The following is a 19,952-nucleotide window of genomic DNA, read 5'->3' as shown; positions in this document are numbered from 1 at the left end:
AGAGCCTCAAAGTATCCAGTGACTTGTATTTATTTCTCAAACCACTCATGAACCACATCAGGTGTCTTCTCGGCATACAACTTCATCAAGGCTGGTTGCATAGATTGAAATATCTCCACTAATTCTTCACCACCAAAAAAGGTAGAAAAGGATTTATCTGTCATATTTTCTGATAAATCAGAGATCATCTCTTCTGTTGCTTTATCATCATCAAGAACATCAATCAATTTCCCAATCAAATATGCTTCTGAGAATTCAATCGTTCCTTTTCTTTCAAGATTATCGATTCCATCTTTTACCATCTCGATTATTCTTTCTTTTTCACCGAACTTTACTTCACCGCTCATATCAATAAAATCGTTTATATCCGAAGCAATGATGACCGCCACTTCCTCTTTTTCTTTATCAGTCAGCTCTTCCATTTTTCCGAATTCGAAACTTGTTCATCCACTATATCGGACACATAGCGTGTCATGATCTCTGGCAAAATATCCAAAAAGTAATCATCGATGAATTCTTCCATCGGATAACCGACTTCAATTTTCCATCCTGGATTTTTAAAATCGCCAGTGAAGAATTCTTCTTTGATTTGATTCACTACTTCTGGATATTCCTTAACTAACTCACCTTGACCTTTTAAGGTAAGATAATCCGCAATGTATTCTTCTATATCACCAAAGTAAAACCAACCCACCGATCGTCCACTGATTTTCGCTATCTTCTCGATCACTTCGATCGGAGCTAAATTATATCATTGGACATACGAACTGATCGTTGGCTTCTTTAATCCTAAACAGCTGCCAAACTCTGTAAATGAAATATTCATTTCATCCTTGATCAGTTTCAGCCGTGCGCAAACTTTCTCTTTATTCGGTTGTAATAATCCAAACATTTCTATCTCCTCCTATATGATTTCATATACAGCATAACTTATGTATATCGAACCGTATATTAGAATCTTAGTAGAGGCCTCTACTTTTTTTGATAAAAAACGTATATGAAATCGTACATCAGAAAGGAAAGTATTTATGCCGATCAAAATTAATAATCTCATCTTACTAAAAGAAAAACTAGAAAAAGAATATCGACTCGTCAATGTCGCAAGATGGCAAAAGGAAGGTGAAGCCTTAACTAGAATTTGTGACAATCATGACCTCCCTCGTTTAAAGATTCATGGGTTTAGGCACACACATTGCAGTTTGCTTTTCGAAGCTATCTTATCTGTCAAAGAAGTTCAGGATCGATTGGGACACAGCGATGTGCAAACCACACTAAATATTTACATCCATGTCACCAAGAAACAAAAAGACGTAGTGGCAGAAAAGTTCTCAAATTACATCAACTTTTAAGGGATGGTCAAAAGTATGGTCAAAAAACAAAAAAAGAGCCAGAATCCTTATCAGATAAGGATCCTAGCTCATTACAATCAAAAGTGATTATTTAACTGTTACTGAAGCGCCAACTTCTTCTAAAGCTGCTTTCAATGCTTCAGCATCTTCTTTAGAGATGCCTTCTTTAACAGCTGTAGGAGCGCCATCAACTACTGCTTTAGCTTCTTTCAAGCCTAAGCCAGTTGCTTCGCGGACTGCTTTGATTACTTTAACTTTTTGATCGCCAGCTGCAGTTAATTCTACAGTGAACTCAGTTTGTTCTTCAGCAGCAGCGCCGTCGCCAGCTCCACCAGCTACAGCTACAGGAGCTGCAGCAGATACGCCAAATTCTTCTTCGATAGCTTTAATTAAATCGTTTAATTCTAAGATTGTCGCGCCTTTTAGCTCTTCGACAATGTTTTCAATGTTCAATGCCATTTTGTTTTCCTCCATTTAGTTGAATAGTTTTATTTGTTTAATAGCTGATGATCATGCGGCAATTAAGCTGCATCTTCTTCTTTTTCTGCCACTGCTTTGACAGCGTAAGCCACGTTGCGGATAGGTGCTTGTAGCACAGATAGCAACATAGAAAGAAGTCCTTCGCGGTTTGGCAATTTCGCCAATGCAACGATTTCTTCGACAGAAGAAACTTTGCCTTCGATGATACCGCCTTTGATTTCTAATGCTTTAGCATCTTTTGCGAAATCGTTAATGATTTTTGCAGGTGCAACAACGTCTTCGTTACTGAATGCTACGGCTGTTGGTCCAGTGAACACTTCACCTAAACCTTCAAGACCAGCTTTTTCAGCAGCACGAGAAAGAATAGAATTTTTGATAACTTTCATTTCAACGTTTGCATCACGCAATTGTTTACGTAAGCGTGTTACTTCATCAACAGTTAATCCACGGTAGTCAACAACGACTACTGATGCGGCTGCAGAGAACTTTTCACTTACTTCATCGACGATCGCGGATTTTTTAGCGATAGCTGCTTCACTCATTTATATTTCACCTCCTGATTTTGATGGAAGAGTTTCATATGTTTTGCAAAACAAAACATAAAAAAACCCTATGCCACCGTAGACATAGAGGGACTATTGAATACTCTCAATAAACGTCCTCGGTAGGAAATTAAGACTGGCGTCACCTACTGTCTTCGGTACAGTTAAACTTTTAACCTTGACTACCTTACCATAGATAAGGCAGCCAAGTCAATAAAAGTTTTTGAATTTTTTATTTTGAATTAGAAAGAAGCTTGCTCAACGTGGATCCCAGGACCAAAAGTAGTCGTTACAGTAATATTTTTCATGTATTGACCTTTTGCTGCTGAAGGTTTAGCTTTCAACAATGTGTCATGGATTGTTTGGAAGTTTTCGATCAATTTCGCATCATCAAATGATACTTTACCAATTGGTACATGGATATTTCCAGCTTTGTCAACACGGTAAGTCACTTTACCAGCTTTTACTTCGTTGACAGCTTTTGTTACGTCCATTGTTACAGTACCAGTTTTAGGGTTAGGCATCAAACCTTTAGGGCCTAATACACGACCTAATTTACCAACAGTAGCCATCATATCTGGCGTTGCAACAACAACGTCAAAATCAAACCAGCCACCTTGGATTTTTTGGACCATATCGTCGTCACCAACGAAATCAGCACCAGCTGCTTCTGCTTCTTTGGCTTTTTCGCCTTTAGCAAAAACTAAAACAGTTTGTGTTTTACCAGTACCGTTTGGTAATACGACCGCGCCACGGATTTGTTGGTCCGCTTTTTTAGGGTCTACATTCAATTTGTAAGCAACTTCAACCGTTGCGTCGAATTTTGCAATGTTTGTTTCTTTTGCCAAAGCTACTGCTTCTTCAACTGAATAAGCTTTTGTAGCATCAACTTTTTTCAATGCATCTTGCATTTTTTTGCTTTTTTTAGCCATTTTGTTTCCTCCTTGATGTGGTTATAACGGTAGAACCTCCCACGTGTCCCATATTTTTCAATATAGAGCCGACTGAGAAGCTACTTTCTTAGGACTGTAAAACTTATTCTACAGTGATTCCCATGCTTCGTGCAGTTCCTTCAACCATGCGCATTGCTGCTTCAACGTCAGCTGCGTTTAGGTCTTCCATTTTCAATTCAGCGATTTCTTTTACTTGATCGCGTGAAACTTTTGCAACTTTAGTTTTGTTTGGTTCGCCTGAACCTTTTTCAATGTTTGCTGCTTTTTTCAACAATACTGCTGCTGGTGGTGTTTTTGTAACGAATGTGAATGAACGGTCTTCGTATACAGAGATCACTACAGGAATGATCAAACCTACTTGGTCAGCCGTACGTGCATTGAATTCTTTTGTGAATCCCATGATATTGATACCCGCTTGACCTAGCGCAGGACCTACTGGCGGAGCTGGTGTTGCTTTACCTGCAGGAATTTGCAATTTAACGATTTTTTCTACTTTTTTTGCCACGAGACATACCTCCTTGAGTCCGTGATGTGGTGTATTGGAGATCCAAATTTCTCCTCCCACTAGTGTTTCATGTGCACACACAAAAAACATGTGACGAACGCACACTGGAATATTATAGCATCTTTAAAGATAATTTCAAGTATTTTTCACTTAATTTCTGCTATGATTTATAGAATATGGCCTCGATCATTAGAAAAATAATTTTTTACGTATTTTGCTTTCCTTTACTTGTACTCTCATCTTTCTATGCTACACTACTACTGAAATCTTTTTGAATCATGAATCCTGAGGTGAAAAAATGGAACAATTAAAGTACCGCAGTGTATTTGATATTATCGGTCCAATCATGGTAGGCCCTAGCAGTTCGCATACCGCTGGTGCAGCACGGATCGGAAAAATCGTTCGCAGTATTTTCGGAGAAAAACCGGATACTGTCGATATTCTATTATATGAATCTTTTGCGAAAACCTACCGGGGCCATGGTACAGATATTGCCCTTGTCGGTGGTTTAATGGGAATGGATCCAGATGATGCTCGTCTGGCTGATTCTCTGAAACTAGCTTATGAAGAAAACATCGAAGTTTTATTTGTCCCTAAAAAAGAAAAAGCAGAGCATCCCAATATGGTCAAAATGATTTTGACTAAAGGAGACCACAAATTGTCAGTGACGGGTATCTCAATTGGCGGTGGCAATATCCAAATCTCTGAATTGAACGGGTTTAAGATCTCTTTGACATTAGGTACGCCAACTTATGTGATCGTTCACCAAGATGTGCCGGGTATGATTGCCAAAGTAACGAATCTGTTGTCTGAGGCAGCCATCAATATTGGGACGATGACCGTTACCAGAGAATCTGTCGGCGACAAAGCCATTATGATCATTGAGGTCGATCAGCGGAACGATCAATTGGCCCAACAGATCAAGGTCCTTCCTCACGTATTTAGTGCGGCTTATTTTGATTAAAGGAGCAAAAAGATGTTTTATACAATTGATGAACTTGTAACCCAAAGCAAAGACTATTCCTCTGTTGCAGAAATGATGATTGCCGTTGAAATGGAAAATACTGGACGCAGCCACGAACAAATCGTTGCTTTAATGGACAAAAACTTAACCGTGATGGAGCAATCCGTGGCTGAAGGTGTCGCTGGTGTGACTTCGGTCACCGGATTGACTGGCGGGGATGCGACAAAGATGAATGATTATATCGCAGCTGGCGACTTTTTGAGTGGCGATACGATCTTACAAGCAGTCCAAAATGCGATTGCTGTCAATGAAGTCAATGCCAAAATGGGCTTGATCTGTGCGACCCCTACTGCTGGCAGTGCCGGCGTTGTTTCGGGGGTCTTGATGGCTGTGCGGGAACGATTGCGCATGACACGTCAGGAACAAATCGATTTTCTATTTACCGCTGGTGCCTTTGGCCTAGTGATTGCCAACAACGCCTCGATCTCTGGCGCTGAAGGCGGCTGCCAAGCGGAGATTGGTTCAGCCAGTGCCATGGCAGCAGCCGCGTTAGTCTGTGCCAAACAGGGATCAGCCCACCAAGCAGCCCAAGCTGTCGCCATCACCTTGAAAAATATGATGGGCTTGATTTGCGATCCAGTCGCTGGCTTAGTCGAAGTTCCTTGTGTGAAAAGAAATGCCCTTGGTTCATCCCAAGCGTTTATTTCGGCAGATATGGCTTTAGCAGGGATCGAAAGTGTCATCCCACCTGATGAAGTCGTAGCAGCCATGTACCAAGTAGGTCGGCAAATGCCCAGTATTTTTAAAGAAACGGCAGAAGGCGGCCTAGCTATGACGCCGACAGCCCAACGTCTCCAAGCTGAGATTTTAGCCAACAGTCATTAATAAAAAAAGAACCACACAAAACGCCGACAAACAGTGATTTTCAGCTGGTTGTTGGTTTTTTGTGTAGTTCCTTAGCGCTGTTTGCTAGTTGTCTCTCGGTAATGACAGACGCGTGGTTTGCGGTTCCTCGGATGTGGGTTCTTCCTCTTGCCTTATGGGATGAAGCACGATACCGGCTTTATCCAGCAACTCGTCTTCGACTTGGTCAATCGCTCTTTTATTCCTCAGTTGCTGTGATAAGTCCAGCAAGGGAATGATCATCATCGCAACCAATCCGCCAGAAAAGCCATTATTATACAGGTTCAAGCCCCCATGCAAGACATCGATATTCAACACCATCGAGGTATGGATGAAGCCAACGATCAAGCCGCCCTTCCACCCATAGGCATTGGTAATGGCACAGAGCATCATCGCAAAAATGGCTGCCGTCACTGTTACCGTTTCATTCATGGCGTAAATATTCAATGTGTTAGCCAAAGTCACCCCCAGTAATAATGGTACCGAATTAAATACATGCGCACCGCAGGCAGAAAAGCCGATCACACAAAAGATCGCGCCTAAAACAGGGCCATTCATCACGGCGTCGATCGTCAAAACATAGCCTACCAATAAGAGTGTCATCAACCCCATATTGATCATGGTATTGTAGACGCCAGTATCCCTCAAAATATCTAATTCGATTTTCCCACTGTGGGACCAAATCGCACGAAGATTCAAGCGATGGCGTTTTGATGCCATTCTCAAGCCATACCCGCACAAAAGCAGACCAAAGATCACTAAAAAAATAGTCAATTCGGGTTGCTGTTCTTTGGACACAATCCCTCTAAGATCAATCTGTAACCCAAACATGCGGCAAATCCCCGCAACCATCGTACACAGCATCCCCGAAGTGAAACCAGCACTATACAAACTGACCCGTTTAAATAAAGATTGGAAATGCAGTGCCAAAGGAACCATGATAAAGCCAATCACGATCCCAATCAAATAGCCCACCCCGATGCCCAAAACAGGTGAAATCCGTTGATTAAAGGCAAAGAAACTAACCACAGGCGATACAGATGATCCATACAAAGCAATCAGCAGAAATTTTTTCAAAGGCTCGTTCATGAAATAGGAATAAAGCCGTACCCCCAAAAATATTGGGATAAAGTTCAACAGATTTTTGCCAAACAAGCCATATCCCGTTACCATAAAGATCGCTGATACCGCCCCGCCGGTCATCGGCACACGGTAATGATAGCAGATAAAAATCGCGATAAATGTCATCATGCTACTGTTAAAAAGTGCGGTACCAACAGAAGTCAGCGCGATATAATCCGTCACCAAATGACTTTCCGAAAAGAGGATCAATTGCATTTCAGCAAGCAATTGCCTCGGTTCCATCAACACCACAGCAGCCGAAAACAAAAATAAATTGAACAAAAACAATAGACGATACCCATTGTGGACGGAAATCGTTCCTTTCTCTGGAAAATGCAAATCATTGCGGAACTTACTCTTCAATAAACCAACAATACTTGACATAGGACCCCTTCCTCTTTTAAAGCGCTTACTTGATTTGTGAAAAAAAGTGGGCCAACGGATTGGTCCACCATGTATACGTTTAGTTTAATGCATTTCTTCAATAGATGCCAGTCTCAGCCGGATCAAATTTTGTCGACTTGTTCGAAATCAAGCTCAGTACTGGTTTCCCGACCAAACATATCGATATTGACTTTCAGTTTTTCTTTCTCTTCATCGATCTCAGTCACTTGTCCTTCAAGACCAGAAAAGGCACCTTCGATGATTTTGACAGTTTCGCCAATTTCAACTTCAAGTTCCACTGTGCGTGTACTCATACCAATCGAACGCAAGATTGAATTGATTTCTTCTTGCAATAGCGGCGCTGGTTTGCTGCCGGCACCGTGCGAGCCAACGAAACCTGTTACACCTGGTGTATTTCGAACGACGTACCAAGAATCATCTGTCATGACCATTTCAACTAAGACATAACCAGGAAATGTTTTATGGACGATTTCTTTGGTTTTGCCGTTTTTTTCTTCCGTTTCAACTTCTTCTGGCACGACAACACGGAAAATAAAATCCCCCATGCCCATGCTTTGTGCGCGGGATTCGATATTGGCTTTGACTTTGTTTTCATAACCAGAGTAAGTGTGCAAGACGTACCAATTTTTTTCAAAAGATTCCATTTTTTTTCGGACTCCCCATCTTTTTGTAAAATAAAAAAACCTCAGCTAGACCGAAGTTTTTCCTCAAAGCGATTATACCACGTATCCGTGATTATGACTAGCGGATAAACAAGAAGACTTGCTTATTTCAAGATCCAATTGAAAACAGTTTGAATCAATGTGTCCATCACAAAGAACATCACAGCAAAAATCAATGTCGTTTGGATAACTACAAAAGTATCTCTACGCAATTGTTTTCTTGATGGCCAAGAAACGACTTTCATTTCATCGACAACACTTTTCAAAAATTTCATTTGATTCCCTCCCTACTTGGTTTCACGATGCAAAGTATATTGATTGCAATACTTGCAAAACTTATTGATTTCAAGGCGTTCGCCTTTCTTGCCTTCACTGATCGATTTCGAATAGTTGCGGGATCCGCAGACAGAACAAGCCAAAGCTGCTTTTTTTTGTGCCATCTCAGTGTCCTCCCCCTTTATACATAGTTTTCCAACATTAAAAATACCATTATTTCCAGATTGTGTCAATTTAAGGATTGATTATGCAAAAATATAGTTTTCGACGATTTTATGGTATGATAAAGTGGTGAAATGGTTATATTAGGAGGGGAAAACTGATGTTATTAAAAACTATGGTCTACAAAAAACGGGATTTGACCACCGTCAAAGAAACAGCCACTTTAGAAGAAGCATTAGCGATCTTAGAAGAATCCGGGTATCGTTGTGTACCGATCCTTGATGAATCAGGCAAAATTTTTAGAGGAAATATCTATAAGATGCATATTTATCGCCATAAAGCCAATGGCGGCGACATGACGTTACCAGTCACTTATTTGTTAAAAAATGCCACCAAATTTATTTACGTCAACTCGTCTTTCTTCAATGTATTCTTTACGATCAAAGAATTGCCTTACATTGCTGTTTTAGATGAAAACAATCAATTTTATGGCATTTTGACCCACAGCTCATTATTGAATATGTTGGCACAGTCATGGAGCGTAGAGCAAGGCAGCTATGTTTTGACGATTGCTTCTACCGGTCAGCAAGGTGATTTGGCGGTCATTTCCAAGATCATCGCCAAATACAGCAGCATCGCGAGTTGCATCACATTGGATGTCGGCAAAGATGAATTTATCCGCCGAACATTGATCACATTGCCTGCTCGGACATCAAAAGAATTATGTGATAAGATTGTCCATCAACTAGAGATCAAAAATTTCAAAGTCGTGGAGATCGAAGATTTAAATGCAGAATAAAAAAAGCAGCGTCCGCTTCATTGAAAGCAGACGCTGTTTTGCTGTTTTTTGAGAACCATCCAAGCAAAAAACAACGGATAGGTTAAAAGCGTTTATCGAAACCGACCGCTTTATTTACAATATACATAAGTGGTGCTGTTAGCGTCATAATAATCAATTCGCTTAATGCTGTCGTTCCGAAAGTCAGCCAAAAAGGCAACCCCAAAACCATATTCAACATCCATGCAACTAAGACCATACTTGCTGAGAACACGATCGTGTTGAAGGCCAAGCGCATAAAGACATTCGGTACTTTATGATAGATCAATGCAGTGGCACCTAAGGCTAAGAAGGAACCTGCCCCGCCAAATAAGGCATCGATCACACCTAAACCAAAAAACAAATTATAGACAACAACGCCGCCAACGACGCCCCACATCAATTTGCGATTGAACACCACTAGATGATTCAATCCTTCTGAGATCCGAAATTGGATCGCACCTGAGGCAAACGGCGAGACCACGATCGATAAGACAATATACACGGCCATGATCAATCCATTGGCTACCATGACCCGCAGCCGTTGATTGCTGAAACTCCTTGATTTTTCCATAAAAACCCTACTTTCTCCAAGTTTTGATTACGCGGGATGGTTGATGAACCGCGTTGTGTTGAACACGAGTACTTATTATACAGGAAATTGTTGATATATCAACATACATTTGTTTAAATAGTACAATAAAGATCGCAAGTAGAAAGGAGATCCATTATGAACATCAAACATCTCTCCACCCCCTTATCGGTCATACAAGTCGCAGCATTCGATCCGGCATGGTTGACCATCAAGCCGCTTTTTCTGGCTCAGACCCCAGAAGAATGCTCCATCGTTCTACCGACAGCCGCTGTCCCTAAAGAGACGTTGGCCCGGGAAGATGGTTGGCAAGCACTGATGATCGTCGGTGTGCTGGATTTCAGTCTTGTCGGTATCTTGGCTGATTTGTCTGGTCTATTGGCTGCGCATCAGATCAGCATCTTTGCTGTATCTACTTATAATACCGATTATCTATTGATCAAAGAACAGCAAATCGAACAGGCAAAAGACATCTTGCAGGCGCACGCCTATACTATAGTGGCTGATACCAGCGCCTGATACCCATGCAAAAAAGACAATCGCAGAATCTGCGATTGTCTACGTTTCTATAGCTGAAGATGCTGTTTCATAAAAGTAAGCAGCCTACACCACTCCAAAAAACAACAAGTGCGAGAAGAATGATTCGCCATATTTGATAGGATTTGAGTTCGATTTTTTTCATGTTGCATCGCTCCTTGTATCTACACTACGGCAAAAATATGGCTAAACGAAGAAAGAAAACTTAAAATTTGTATAAATCGACAAGTGTTTAAAAAAGTTTTAAGACCTCATCACGCTTTTGTAAACGCTTGCAATATTGCGTTTTTCTGCTATACTATAAGTGTAAGGAGCAGGAATTCCCAGTAAAGCAGACGATGTAGGTTCTGCAAGAAAAGAATTGTTGTCAACTTAAAATAAAGCACAAAGGATGTGGGAATTTGGGTTACTCCTTACTAATTGAATAGGATTCGACGAAATGTATTGAACCTTATGATCAAAGTGGACATCAGAACCTTACCGATCATGACTGGCACTTTCGTCGAATCTATTTTTTTGTCCTCTTTTTCGCATACTTCCCTATCCACACATTTGGTGAAACATGCTATAATAGACCGCATTGAACGTAAACTAGTATATTGGGGATTATATGCCATGAAATATTATTATCACATCATCGCCAATCCTGCTTCAGGTAGTGGACGCGGCAGCAAGGTAGCAGAGCGCATCAAAAAAATCTTAGATAAACATCACTTTCCACACCAGTTTTATTATACACAACAAGCTGGCGAAGAACGCCTGACGACCCAGAAGCTGCTTAAAGAAACACTGCTGCCTTGGGATGAGGCTTATATAGAGAATAGCGACATGCTATTTCCGCTATTGGTGGTCATTGGCGGCGACGGCACATTACATCAAGTGGTCTCTGAAGTCCAGCAAGTCAGCGAGCAACAGATTCCGATCGCCTACATTCCAGCGGGATCAGGCAATGATTTTGCCCGCAGTCTGGATTTTCCGAAAGAGCCTGAAAAAGTTTTTTGGCAAATCGCTGGAACTAGCCGGCCGCAAGAACTGACAGTCATCCACTACCACGAACAAATCCAAAATGAAGCGGGTGTGGCCATCAACAATGTTGGGATTGGCTTAGATGCAGCCATTGTATATGCGGCCAATCATTCAGCTGCTAAGTCAAATTTGAACAAATTTAATATGGGTTCTTTTTCTTATATCGCAGCGATTTTAAACGTATTGTTCCGACAAAAAGGCTTTCCGATTTTGGTCGAATGTAATGGGCAGCAATTGAGTTTCTCAAAAGCTTTCTTATGTACAACGACCAATCATCCTTATTTCGGCGGCGGGGTGTCGATTGCACCCACAGCGACGATCAAGGATAACAAACTGGATTTTGTTTTGGTCGAGCGTGTCGCCATGTTCAAAATTTTTTGGCTGATCTTATTGCTGACCCGCAAGAAACATATGAAATCTCGTTATTTCCATCATATTTCGACTGCTAAAATCCGAATCATCTCAACGATTCCGCAACATGGGCAAGAAGATGGCGAAGAAATGGGCAAACGATCATTTGACTTAACATTGACTACAGCAAAACAATTATTTTGGTGTTAAAAAAGGTGTGTCTCAACATTGAGGCACACCTTCTTTCTATTGGCCAAACACTTTCCTACTCAATTACCGCAAATACGATTTGTCTTTGCTCATTACCAGCTGAACAACGAGAAAGACTGCTGCGAAGGCCAGCAAAATACCAGATTGTGCAATAAACGTTTCTAGAAACGCCGAATTGATCGTCAAACTTTGGCTAATCAGTTGATTATTTTGGATAAACCAATAGGTCGGTGTAAATGCCGCAATGTGATTGACGATAGCCGGCAATAAATTTGACGGAACAAAGACACCGCCGATAAAACAGCTGCCCATAATGAAAATAGTACTAATCCCCCCGATGGCTTCACTACTCTTGATAAGCGAGGTCATACAGGAAGAAAATGCAATCACCGGCAGGATGAAAACAAGCACATTCAACACATGCCAGCCAATCGCATTCGACCACAGATGACGGGTCAGCAACAACACCAATCCACAAAAACCAATAGTCAAGAGAATGGAATAGCCAACCAATGCCAAGGTGATTTGCCGATTGAACTTTCGTTTGGACAACGGTGCTACCTGATTTCGTTGACTGATCATCTTCCGGTTAAAGGCCAAATTCACAACGCCAAAACCGCTAAAAATCGACATGAATAAGCCATACGCCAATAAATTGAAGGTCATACCAGAGAATAACCGACCCATACGCTGACTATATTCTTCACTAAGCACCAAGTCGCCCTGGATCGACAGAGTCTCCCTTGTTTGAACCATTGCTTCTTCAGGAGCAAGCGTTTGTGCGTATGCCAGATACGTCTGGAGATACGTCGTTACTTGTTGCGTCACGAGGGTCTTAGAAAAAGCATCTGGTCGCGCTTGTATATCAATGTTAGGCATTTTACCTGAAAGGATTGTATCTGAGAAGTCATCTGGGAGATATAAGACGATCCCTACTTGCTGAAAATACAAGGCATCATCTATTTCCTTTTGGGTTGGAGAATCCATTTGGACGATCGTCTGCGTTTCTGCCAAATAATCCGTCATGCCATCTATAATAGGCGCTTCATGTTCAGACAGAATCAAAATCTTTGCCTCTTGCAACTGTGTATCCCCGACATCAATACTTTGGGCGTAAAAAAAGGTAATCACCAATGTAACGATCACACCAATCACTAAGTTGGTTTTATTGGCTTTAAGCAGTTGCCAAATCGTTTTATAAAGCATCATATTGAACCCTCCTTTCAAACAACCCGTTCATCGCAGCAATCAAACAAATAATGCCAATCAGCCAAATGAGGTTTAGATAGAAACTGGAAAGTTCCTGATAATAATACAACTTATACAAGCTCTCACTAATCAAGTTGACCAAATTGATTTTTCCTAAGAAAGGTAGATTGACGTCAATCCAATACTTCACTTGCTCAGAGCCCATCATCCCAGCAAGAAAACTCAAGGCCATCGTGACCGCGGTGGCGATCCCTTCTTTTTGCGCCAAAGCCATCTTAGGAAAGGCATTCCCCATCAGCAAGCCCAATAACAAGGCACTGAGGGCACCTAAAGCGACCACGAGAAGCAACCACTGCCAGCGTGTGCCGAAATCAACACGATAAACAAAACGATAAACAGCGATGATCACCAACAACTCTAAATAAAAGATGGTAAAACTGGCCATAAGATTGGCCAACGTCACTTTCGCTTTGGTGATTGGCATCATTGATAAGCGTATGCCATTGGCAGATTGATTGGCGTGTTGATCCAAGGCATGTCGCAATCCCCACATGGTGCCATAAAGGATCGCCATGCCGATTAACGTAAAGAAATAGAAACTCTTGATACTCATCTCGGCCTCTCCATAACGGGTTTGGAACGTCGGCATATCCAGCTCTTGCATGATATCTGCTGCAGCGAGATCTCCTGCTTCTATCGAATATGTGTGGCGTGCCATTTGCTGAAGATATTGATCCATGACGCTTTTCATGATAGTCTGTCGCAGTCCCGCTTGTCCTACATGTAAGGTGATCTGCTCTTCTTGCAGGACATAATACCCTGCAATCTCGTTGGCTTCCAATTGCCTTTGTGCTGCATCAGCCGTTGCAGTGTGCAGCGTGAATAAAGCTGCACCGTCAGATTCGATCGTAGTTAACAAGTCAACGAATCTGTCGGCCGATTCATGTTCTTCTTCAGGAAGGACGACAGCAGCAGGAATGGCTTCTAAAGTGGTTCCTTCATCCAATTGGCCAAATGCAGCAACAAACATCAAGCCTAAAATGATGGGAAAAGCCAAAGTCCAAAACAAGAGGGATTTATTTCTTGATAAAATTTTTAATCGATAAAAATACATATGCCAAAACATCGTCATCCCTCCTAATCCCGCAACGCTTTGCCAGTGATCTCTAGAAAAACATCATTCAATGTGGCTTCTTTGGTGCTAATTTTCCCGTAGGTGAGGTTTGCTTCTTGCAAAATCGTTAATATCGGCAATAGATCATCTTTCAAATGCGTAGAGGTTACAGATAACACCCCATCTACGTAGCGCATGTCTTCAAAAGAAAGCTGTGCCTTGATTTTTTTGCGCACCTCTTCTGGTAAAAATGGGATATCGATCGTTAACCGATCTGAGGTACGGACCATATCCTTCAACTCATCTTTGGTCCCTTTGGCGATCACTTGTCCTTGATCCATGATCACGATGCGGTCACACAACAATTCCACTTCTTCCATGTAATGGGTCGTGTACACAATCGTCGCACCTGATTGATTCAAGGCCTTGATGCTTTCAAGAATCTTATTTCTACTTTGCGGATCGACAGCAACAGTCGGTTCATCTAAGAAAATCAAATCAGGCTTATGGGCAATACCGCATGCAATATTCAACCGGCGTTTTAAGCCCCCGCTCAACGCATGAGGATAAAACGACGTAAACGTTTCTAACCCAACCAACGCCACAACTTCTGAAATCAACGATTGCCTTTTTTTCTTATCCGGCACATATAAGCCACAGAAGTAATCAATGTTTTCATAGACTGTCAACTCTTCAAAGACTGCTATTTCTTGCGGCACGATACCGATTCTCGCTTTGACAGCATAATTATCGGCTGTCATTTGCTGCCCAAATAACTGAATCGATCCTTTATCAAATCGCAATACAGAAAGCATACAGTGAATGGCCGTTGTTTTGCCGCTCCCATTTGGCCCTAGCAATCCCAGGATCTCTCCTTCCGCCACTTGCAGATCGACATGGTTCAATGCAACCAACGTGTCATAACGTTTCACCAATTGATTGATTTCGATCATCATCTTCAAAAAACCCCTTTCAAATTTCTCTATGTTCTGACTATAATAAAGATAGCTGTCACATACTAGTGACCTTTGACCAAACTAGCCATGACAAATGTCATAAAAAGGAGACTTTCATGGACAAAAGCCGTACACTGATAGAATCCAGCCTATTTCTATTGATTTCTTTGTCCTTGATGATTGGACAAGGATTCGCTGCTCAGCAAATCAGCTATCTTTTAGCAGCGATTTTTTTGATGGGGATCAGTTTTTTGTTGCCAAAATCAGCCAGTTGGATCATGATTATGGCAATCATCGTTATTTGTTACTTGTGGCCAGCACTCACTTTTTATCTCCCTTGCTTCTTGCGGACATTGCCCTTGCGTGCGCTAGCCATCGAAGGAGCAACCTTATTGTGCTTGACAGGTATGCTCTTCTTTCAACAACGAGGGGCCATTCAGATCGCCCTTATGGTGCTTATGCTTTTTAGCTTTTACTTGCGTCAGAAAGACCAAGCAATGACAGCTGTATCTCAGGACTACCTCGCCTCAAAAGACAGCCATTGGGAAAAGCAGCAGCAATTAGCCGCTCAAAATAAGCAACTGCTCGAATCTCATGAAACTCAATTGGCCTTGCAGATTGCTGAGGAACGTAATCGAATCGCCAGAGATATCCATGACAATGTCGGTCATTTGTTGTCACGGGCACTCTTGCAAATCGGCGCCCTTCAAGCGATCAATCAAGAACCCGCTTTGCAAGAACCATTGGAACAGCTGAAAAGGACAGTGGATACAGGCATGGATCATATCCGGCTGAGTGTCCATGACTTGCATGCAGATTCGCTTTCTTTTGCCGAAGCAGTCCAACACCTACTGACGATCGATGCACTTTTCACAGTTGATATTCAAGGCAAGGTATTTGAAGACTTATCAGACAGACAAATAAATTGTCTGCTGATGGTGATGAAGGAGGCTTTAACGAATACGATCAAGCATAGTCAAGCAACAGTGTTAAGCTTTTATTTCAAAACATTGCCCGCATTTTATCGGTTGCAGATTCGCAATGATGGCGTCCATACATCAGACCCATCAAAGCCAGGCATTGGCTTGCAGACGATCCAGCAACGGGTTCGGTCACTCAATGGACAGGTCCATATCATGCAGACCGATAGCCATTTTCAATTGACGATCACCATACCAAGGGAGACAACCTGATGATCAAAGTAATTATTATCGATGACGATCCTTTCGTCACAGCTTCCTTAAAAACGATTTTAGAAAGTACAGAAGAAATCTCAGTCCTGCATGTCGGCCACTCTGCAGAAGAAGCAAAATTACTGTATCAAACACATAGACCCGATGTGCTATTGACAGATATTCGCATGGGCCAACAAACAGGCTTGATGGCTGCAAAAGAAATATTGGCGCAGTTTCCGTCAGCAGTCATTTTGCTGCTGACAACATTTAATGACCAAGACTATATTCGAGAAGCCATCGCCATTGGGGTCAAAGGCTATTTGATCAAGCAAAATCTCGATGCGATCATCCCTTCAGTCAAAGCTGCGCATAATGGACAAGTCGTCTTTGGTACCGAAATCGTAGATACGTTTACGCAAATGATGGCACCTGCGCCTGAAATGACCTTCTCACAATCTTTGACCGAACGTGAACTGCAGATCATCAAAGAAGTCGCCACTGGCAAAAACAACAAAGAAATAGCTGAAACACTTTTCCTAAGTGATGGCACAGTCCGAAACTATATCAGTCAACTATTAGAAAAATTGGCCCTACGTGACCGTACACAATTGGCGATTTATTACTACCAACATCTCCGAAAAACCTAGGACAACACAAAGAGCATTGACCCGAAAGTCAATGCTCTTTGTCTTTATCCCTGTTGATCATTTCTTCAAAAAGCTTACGGATTGCCTGGATTCCCAGGATTGATTGGATTGTTTGGCGTGTTCGGTGGAATGATTGGTGCTTTATCTAACGTCTTTTCCAACTTAGATTCGCCTTCAGATATACCCGCTGCATCTGGACTTTCGTCAAGTTTGTACTCTTTTTCCATTTCATCTAGCTTTTTGAAATCATTGCTTGACTCTTTTGCTAATTTTGCTAATTTGTCTTCCGTTTCTTTGGCCATAAAACAACGCCTCCTTTTGATTTTAGCTTAGCATATCTTCGCCAAAAACCAAAAGAAAGCGCTCACTTCTCTTGTCTATTCTTTATTTTCCCCACAACTTTTTCTTAAAAATCATAAGGCGTTGTTTTTCCCATACCAATCATCGGATCCACTGTTTGGTTGGTGATCATCGCAATTGTCAGTGGCCCTGAAGCTAATGTTTCTTCCACTATATCATCAGGGGTACGCGATGCTGATTCAGCAAACGCCGACTGTTCTTTCTTCAATTCGTCTGAGAACAAATCAATTGTTTGGCTGCCCACCTCACCCGAATCACTGGTTTCTTTCACGACTGATTTTTCAACGGTCTGTAATGGCTCTTTGGCTGTTTGCGGATCATTGAAAGGATCATCGCTTTCTTCATACTGGGCTAGTTTTTGCCGTTGCAGGGTGGTCATTTGATCAGTGCCATTGATTCGTTCTTTCAATGTGGTCAAGCGGATCGCAGACTCATTGACCACACAAGTCTGATACGCCTGCGGTTCGCCAAGCAAAATCAACATATCTTTACTGCGGGTGACTGCTGTATAAAGCAGATTCCGCTGCAGCATGCGTTGATATTGATGAACCATTGGCATGATCACCATTTGAAATTCACTACCTTGAGATTTATGGATCGAACAACAATAGGATAACGTGATCTTGTTCCATTCATTGCGCTTATACGTCACTTCATTGGCATCAAAACGAATCGTCAATTCATCGATTTTGTCCTCAGACTGCTTGGCTAAGGTAATGCCGACGATCTGGCCCATATCGCCATTGAAAACATTGTCTTCTGGCGCGTTGACCAATTGCAAGACTTTGTCGCCGATTCGATAGACTGTATCATTGAAGGCGACTTCTTTTTTCGACCCGTCATTTGGATTAAAAATCTCCTGCATCATCTTATTCAAGGCATCGATCCCCGCCGCTCCTCGATACATCGGCGCTAAGACTTGGATATCTTGTGGTGTGAATCCTTTATCTTTGGCTCTTTTGACGATTTGGGCAATCAAAGGTTCGATTTTATAAGCATCGCAGGCAAAAAATGATCGGTCTTTTTGATTCTTGGTGAAATCAGCTGGTAATTGACCATTTTTGATCGCATGGGCCAATGGAATAATACTTGATCCATCCCCTTGGCGATAGATTTCTGTCAATTCTTGTTGCGGAATCGCCTCGATTGCGAGCAGATCATGTAAGACTTGACCAGGTCCGACCGAAGGCAGCTGATCTTTATCGCCAACGAATATCACTTGCATATTGGTGGGGATCGATTTGAATAGCGTATTGGCCAACCAGGTATCGACCATCGACATTTCATCTACGATCAACAAACCGCCTTCCAACTCTTTGGCGCTGACACTAGGGGCCTTCTCCCGGCCATTCAATCCAAGTAAACGGTGGATCGTGCCGCTAGGCAGACCCGTGGTTTCATTCATTCGCTTGGCTGCGCGACCAGTGGGTGCTGCCAGTAAAATCGGAAAGGTGTCTTCACTGTATTTGGATGGGGTCAAATCAAGATCGTTCAAAGCAGCAAATAGTTGAACGATTCCATTGATAACCGTCGTTTTACCTGTTCCTGGCCCACCTGTCAAAATAAACAACGGTGAACGGATGGCTTCTTTGATCGCTGCTTCTTGGGAGGCGCCATAGGTGATGCCCAACTGCTTTTCAATCTTGCGAATCGTTTTACTGATGGTCTTTTCAGGATATTTGATTTCTTTTTTTCGTGCTAGCAGACGATCGATTGAACTGGCGATACCCCATTCTGCAAAATACAAACTATTTTCATACAGCTTGGTTTCTTCCTGCTGGATCTTGCCTTCTTCTACCAATTCAATGATCACATTCGTCAATGCTTCCGGCGGAATTTCCACTGGTCGGCTCGTTTCCAGCAAACGCAGCGTTTGTTCCAATAAATCTTGGGCATCACTATATGTATCGCCGCTTTGCAAGGCATGGGCAAAGATCTGATGCAAGATCGCCGCTCTAAAACGCTGAGGCGCAATCGCCTCGATGCCAAGTTGTTCCGCAATCCCATCCGCCCGCTTGAAGCCGATACCTTCAATATCTTCAACCAAGCGGTAGGGGTTTTCTTCAATGATAGACAGCGCTTCATTGCGATAGGCTTGGTAGATGGCAAAGGACAATTGACTGCCGAAGCCATAACGGTTCAACCCAACGATCACCTGATCCATACCGTGATTTTGACGGATCGTATCAATGATCATCTTTTGCTTGCTGTCGTTCAAGCCATGGATCTGCCCCAGCAATGTGGGGTCTTCCAGCATCCGATCAATGGCATCTTCTCCTAGAAGGTCCACGATTTTTTCAGCTGTTTTCTTGCCGATCCCTGGGAATTTCTCGCTGGATAGATAGTTGATCAAGCCCTGTGCTGAAGTCGGCTGTTCCTGTTGGTAACTCTCTGCCTTCAACTGCACGCCATACTTAGGATGGTTGACCAACTCACCAAAAAATCGGTATTTCTCTTCTTCTTGGATCTCGCCAAAACTACCGGTCACAACGATTTCGCTATCCTTGTAATCCGCATTGTTTTCCGTGACTTTGACCAACATGACTTTATAAAAATTGCTTGGGTTTTGAAAAAAGATGGCGGCAACATGGCCGACAAAAAACAATCTTTCTGGAATCATGGTGCCGCTCCTTCC

General features: G+C 42.2%; 24 protein-coding genes, 1 pseudogene and 1 other annotated feature. Of the genes and pseudogenes, 8 read left to right on the top strand and 17 right to left on the bottom strand.

What is annotated here, in order from left to right:
• Positions 1 to 29: 29 nt before the first annotated feature.
• From ACYVRS_RS09195 to ACYVRS_RS09185, 3 genes are read right to left on the bottom strand one after another with little or no spacing between them, the layout of a single operon-like run.
• The gene (locus tag ACYVRS_RS09195) at positions 30 to 422 is read right to left on the bottom strand and encodes a Cro/Cl family transcriptional regulator (protein WP_461203192.1); all 393 of its coding nucleotides are present in this window, start codon (positions 420 to 422) and stop codon (positions 30 to 32) included.
• A complete protein-coding gene (locus ACYVRS_RS09190; protein WP_461203191.1) occupies positions 410 to 694 on the bottom strand; it encodes a hypothetical protein in 285 nt (94 codons plus the stop codon). The genes ACYVRS_RS09195 and ACYVRS_RS09190 overlap by 13 nt, the downstream gene beginning before the upstream one ends.
• A gap of 57 nt (positions 695 to 751) precedes the next feature.
• Complete coding sequence (locus ACYVRS_RS09185; RefSeq protein WP_461203190.1) at positions 752 to 892, bottom strand: hypothetical protein; 141 nt, start codon at positions 890 to 892, stop codon at positions 752 to 754.
• A 244-nt stretch (positions 893 to 1,136) separates the two neighbouring features.
• On the opposite strand from ACYVRS_RS09185, the pseudogene ACYVRS_RS09180 reads away from it, so the two are divergent.
• Positions 1,137 to 1,349: pseudogene (locus ACYVRS_RS09180) on the top strand (tyrosine-type recombinase/integrase); the annotation flags it as partial.
• Between the two features lie 87 nt (positions 1,350 to 1,436).
• Here the strand turns inward: ACYVRS_RS09180 and rplL are convergent.
• From rplL to rplK, 4 genes are all read right to left on the bottom strand, one after another.
• Complete coding sequence (gene rplL, locus ACYVRS_RS09175) at positions 1,437 to 1,808, bottom strand: 50S ribosomal protein L7/L12 (protein WP_312541323.1); 372 nt, start codon at positions 1,806 to 1,808, stop codon at positions 1,437 to 1,439.
• A gap of 62 nt (positions 1,809 to 1,870) precedes the next feature.
• Positions 1,871 to 2,371, bottom strand: coding sequence for a 50S ribosomal protein L10 (rplJ, locus tag ACYVRS_RS09170; protein ID WP_054116660.1), 501 nt, complete (start codon positions 2,369 to 2,371; stop codon positions 1,871 to 1,873).
• 50 nt (positions 2,372 to 2,421) lie between these two features.
• Positions 2,422 to 2,548 (bottom strand) — a sequence feature (ribosomal protein L10 leader region).
• Between the two features lie 65 nt (positions 2,549 to 2,613).
• Positions 2,614 to 3,303, bottom strand: coding sequence for a 50S ribosomal protein L1 (rplA, locus tag ACYVRS_RS09165; protein WP_054116659.1), 690 nt, complete (start codon positions 3,301 to 3,303; stop codon positions 2,614 to 2,616).
• Between the two features lie 103 nt (positions 3,304 to 3,406).
• On the bottom strand, positions 3,407 to 3,829 hold the full coding sequence (gene rplK, locus ACYVRS_RS09160; RefSeq protein WP_312499890.1) for a 50S ribosomal protein L11: 423 nt from the start codon (positions 3,827 to 3,829) through the stop codon (positions 3,407 to 3,409).
• Positions 3,830 to 4,127: 298 nt separating this feature from the next.
• Here rplK and sdaAB point away from each other — a divergent pair, with 298 nt between their 5' ends.
• Positions 4,128 to 4,793: an L-serine ammonia-lyase, iron-sulfur-dependent subunit beta gene (sdaAB, locus tag ACYVRS_RS09155; protein WP_461203189.1), complete on the top strand. Its 666-nt coding sequence runs from the start codon at positions 4,128 to 4,130 to the stop codon at positions 4,791 to 4,793.
• Between the two features lie 12 nt (positions 4,794 to 4,805).
• Entirely contained in the window at positions 4,806 to 5,678 is an 873-nt protein-coding gene (gene sdaAA / locus ACYVRS_RS09150; protein WP_461198418.1) for an L-serine ammonia-lyase, iron-sulfur-dependent, subunit alpha, read from the top strand.
• An 84-nt stretch (positions 5,679 to 5,762) separates the two neighbouring features.
• On the opposite strand, the gene ACYVRS_RS09145 is transcribed toward sdaAA, so the two are convergent.
• The 4 genes from ACYVRS_RS09145 to rpmG all read right to left on the bottom strand — a co-directional run bounded on the left by ACYVRS_RS09145 (position 5,763) and on the right by rpmG (position 8,325).
• Complete coding sequence (locus ACYVRS_RS09145; RefSeq protein WP_461203188.1) at positions 5,763 to 7,202, bottom strand: DUF1576 domain-containing protein; 1,440 nt, start codon at positions 7,200 to 7,202, stop codon at positions 5,763 to 5,765.
• A 122-nt stretch (positions 7,203 to 7,324) separates the two neighbouring features.
• Complete coding sequence (gene nusG / locus ACYVRS_RS09140) at positions 7,325 to 7,867, bottom strand: transcription termination/antitermination protein NusG (protein ID WP_054116655.1); 543 nt, start codon at positions 7,865 to 7,867, stop codon at positions 7,325 to 7,327.
• A 122-nt stretch (positions 7,868 to 7,989) separates the two neighbouring features.
• The gene (secE, locus tag ACYVRS_RS09135) at positions 7,990 to 8,160 is read right to left on the bottom strand and encodes a preprotein translocase subunit SecE (RefSeq protein WP_312499624.1); all 171 of its coding nucleotides are present in this window, start codon (positions 8,158 to 8,160) and stop codon (positions 7,990 to 7,992) included.
• A gap of 12 nt (positions 8,161 to 8,172) precedes the next feature.
• On the bottom strand, positions 8,173 to 8,325 hold the full coding sequence (rpmG, locus tag ACYVRS_RS09130; protein WP_054116653.1) for a 50S ribosomal protein L33: 153 nt from the start codon (positions 8,323 to 8,325) through the stop codon (positions 8,173 to 8,175).
• Between the two features lie 158 nt (positions 8,326 to 8,483).
• Here rpmG and cbpA point away from each other — a divergent pair, with 158 nt between their 5' ends.
• The gene (cbpA, locus tag ACYVRS_RS09125) at positions 8,484 to 9,122 is read left to right on the top strand and encodes a cyclic di-AMP binding protein CbpA (protein ID WP_312499623.1); all 639 of its coding nucleotides are present in this window, start codon (positions 8,484 to 8,486) and stop codon (positions 9,120 to 9,122) included.
• An 82-nt stretch (positions 9,123 to 9,204) separates the two neighbouring features.
• On the opposite strand, the gene ACYVRS_RS09120 is transcribed toward cbpA, so the two are convergent.
• On the bottom strand, positions 9,205 to 9,714 hold the full coding sequence (locus ACYVRS_RS09120; RefSeq protein ID WP_313538501.1) for a QueT transporter family protein: 510 nt from the start codon (positions 9,712 to 9,714) through the stop codon (positions 9,205 to 9,207).
• A gap of 156 nt (positions 9,715 to 9,870) precedes the next feature.
• Here ACYVRS_RS09120 and ACYVRS_RS09115 point away from each other — a divergent pair, with 156 nt between their 5' ends.
• Positions 9,871 to 10,251: an ACT domain-containing protein gene (locus ACYVRS_RS09115; protein ID WP_054116648.1), complete on the top strand. Its 381-nt coding sequence runs from the start codon at positions 9,871 to 9,873 to the stop codon at positions 10,249 to 10,251.
• Between the two features lie 633 nt (positions 10,252 to 10,884).
• Entirely contained in the window at positions 10,885 to 11,856 is a 972-nt protein-coding gene (locus tag ACYVRS_RS09110; protein ID WP_313538497.1) for a diacylglycerol/lipid kinase family protein, read from the top strand.
• A gap of 63 nt (positions 11,857 to 11,919) precedes the next feature.
• Here the strand turns inward: ACYVRS_RS09110 and ACYVRS_RS09105 are convergent, their stop codons facing one another.
• The 3 genes from ACYVRS_RS09105 to ACYVRS_RS09095 are packed head-to-tail and all read right to left on the bottom strand — an operon-like array spanning position 11,920 to position 15,135.
• On the bottom strand, positions 11,920 to 13,065 hold the full coding sequence (locus tag ACYVRS_RS09105) for an ABC transporter permease (RefSeq protein WP_461203187.1): 1,146 nt from the start codon (positions 13,063 to 13,065) through the stop codon (positions 11,920 to 11,922).
• A complete protein-coding gene (locus ACYVRS_RS09100) occupies positions 13,052 to 14,191 on the bottom strand; it encodes an ABC transporter permease (RefSeq protein WP_461203186.1) in 1,140 nt (379 codons plus the stop codon). The genes ACYVRS_RS09105 and ACYVRS_RS09100 overlap by 14 nt, the downstream gene beginning before the upstream one ends.
• An 11-nt stretch (positions 14,192 to 14,202) precedes the next feature.
• Entirely contained in the window at positions 14,203 to 15,135 is a 933-nt protein-coding gene (locus tag ACYVRS_RS09095; protein WP_461203185.1) for an ABC transporter ATP-binding protein, read from the bottom strand.
• Positions 15,136 to 15,251: 116 nt separating this feature from the next.
• Between ACYVRS_RS09095 and ACYVRS_RS09090 the strand changes: the two genes are divergently transcribed.
• Together ACYVRS_RS09090 and ACYVRS_RS09085 are read left to right on the top strand one after the other, a co-directional pair.
• Complete coding sequence (locus ACYVRS_RS09090; RefSeq protein ID WP_313538489.1) at positions 15,252 to 16,328, top strand: sensor histidine kinase; 1,077 nt, start codon at positions 15,252 to 15,254, stop codon at positions 16,326 to 16,328.
• Positions 16,328 to 16,957: a response regulator gene (locus tag ACYVRS_RS09085; RefSeq protein WP_313538487.1), complete on the top strand. Its 630-nt coding sequence runs from the start codon at positions 16,328 to 16,330 to the stop codon at positions 16,955 to 16,957. Before ACYVRS_RS09090 ends, ACYVRS_RS09085 begins: the two co-directional genes overlap by 1 nt.
• 74 nt (positions 16,958 to 17,031) lie before the next feature.
• Here ACYVRS_RS09085 and ACYVRS_RS09080 read toward each other — a convergent pair whose 3' ends face one another.
• Positions 17,032 to 17,259: a cold-shock protein gene (locus ACYVRS_RS09080; RefSeq protein WP_461203184.1), complete on the bottom strand. Its 228-nt coding sequence runs from the start codon at positions 17,257 to 17,259 to the stop codon at positions 17,032 to 17,034.
• Positions 17,260 to 17,363: 104 nt separating this feature from the next.
• The gene (recD2, locus tag ACYVRS_RS09075; RefSeq protein ID WP_461203183.1) at positions 17,364 to 19,937 is read right to left on the bottom strand and encodes an SF1B family DNA helicase RecD2; all 2,574 of its coding nucleotides are present in this window, start codon (positions 19,935 to 19,937) and stop codon (positions 17,364 to 17,366) included.
• Between the last annotated feature and the right edge of the window lie 15 nt (positions 19,938 to 19,952).

Source organism: Enterococcus salsurae (assembly GCF_054784955.1).
This window is presented reverse-complemented; position numbering and strand designations above follow the sequence as displayed.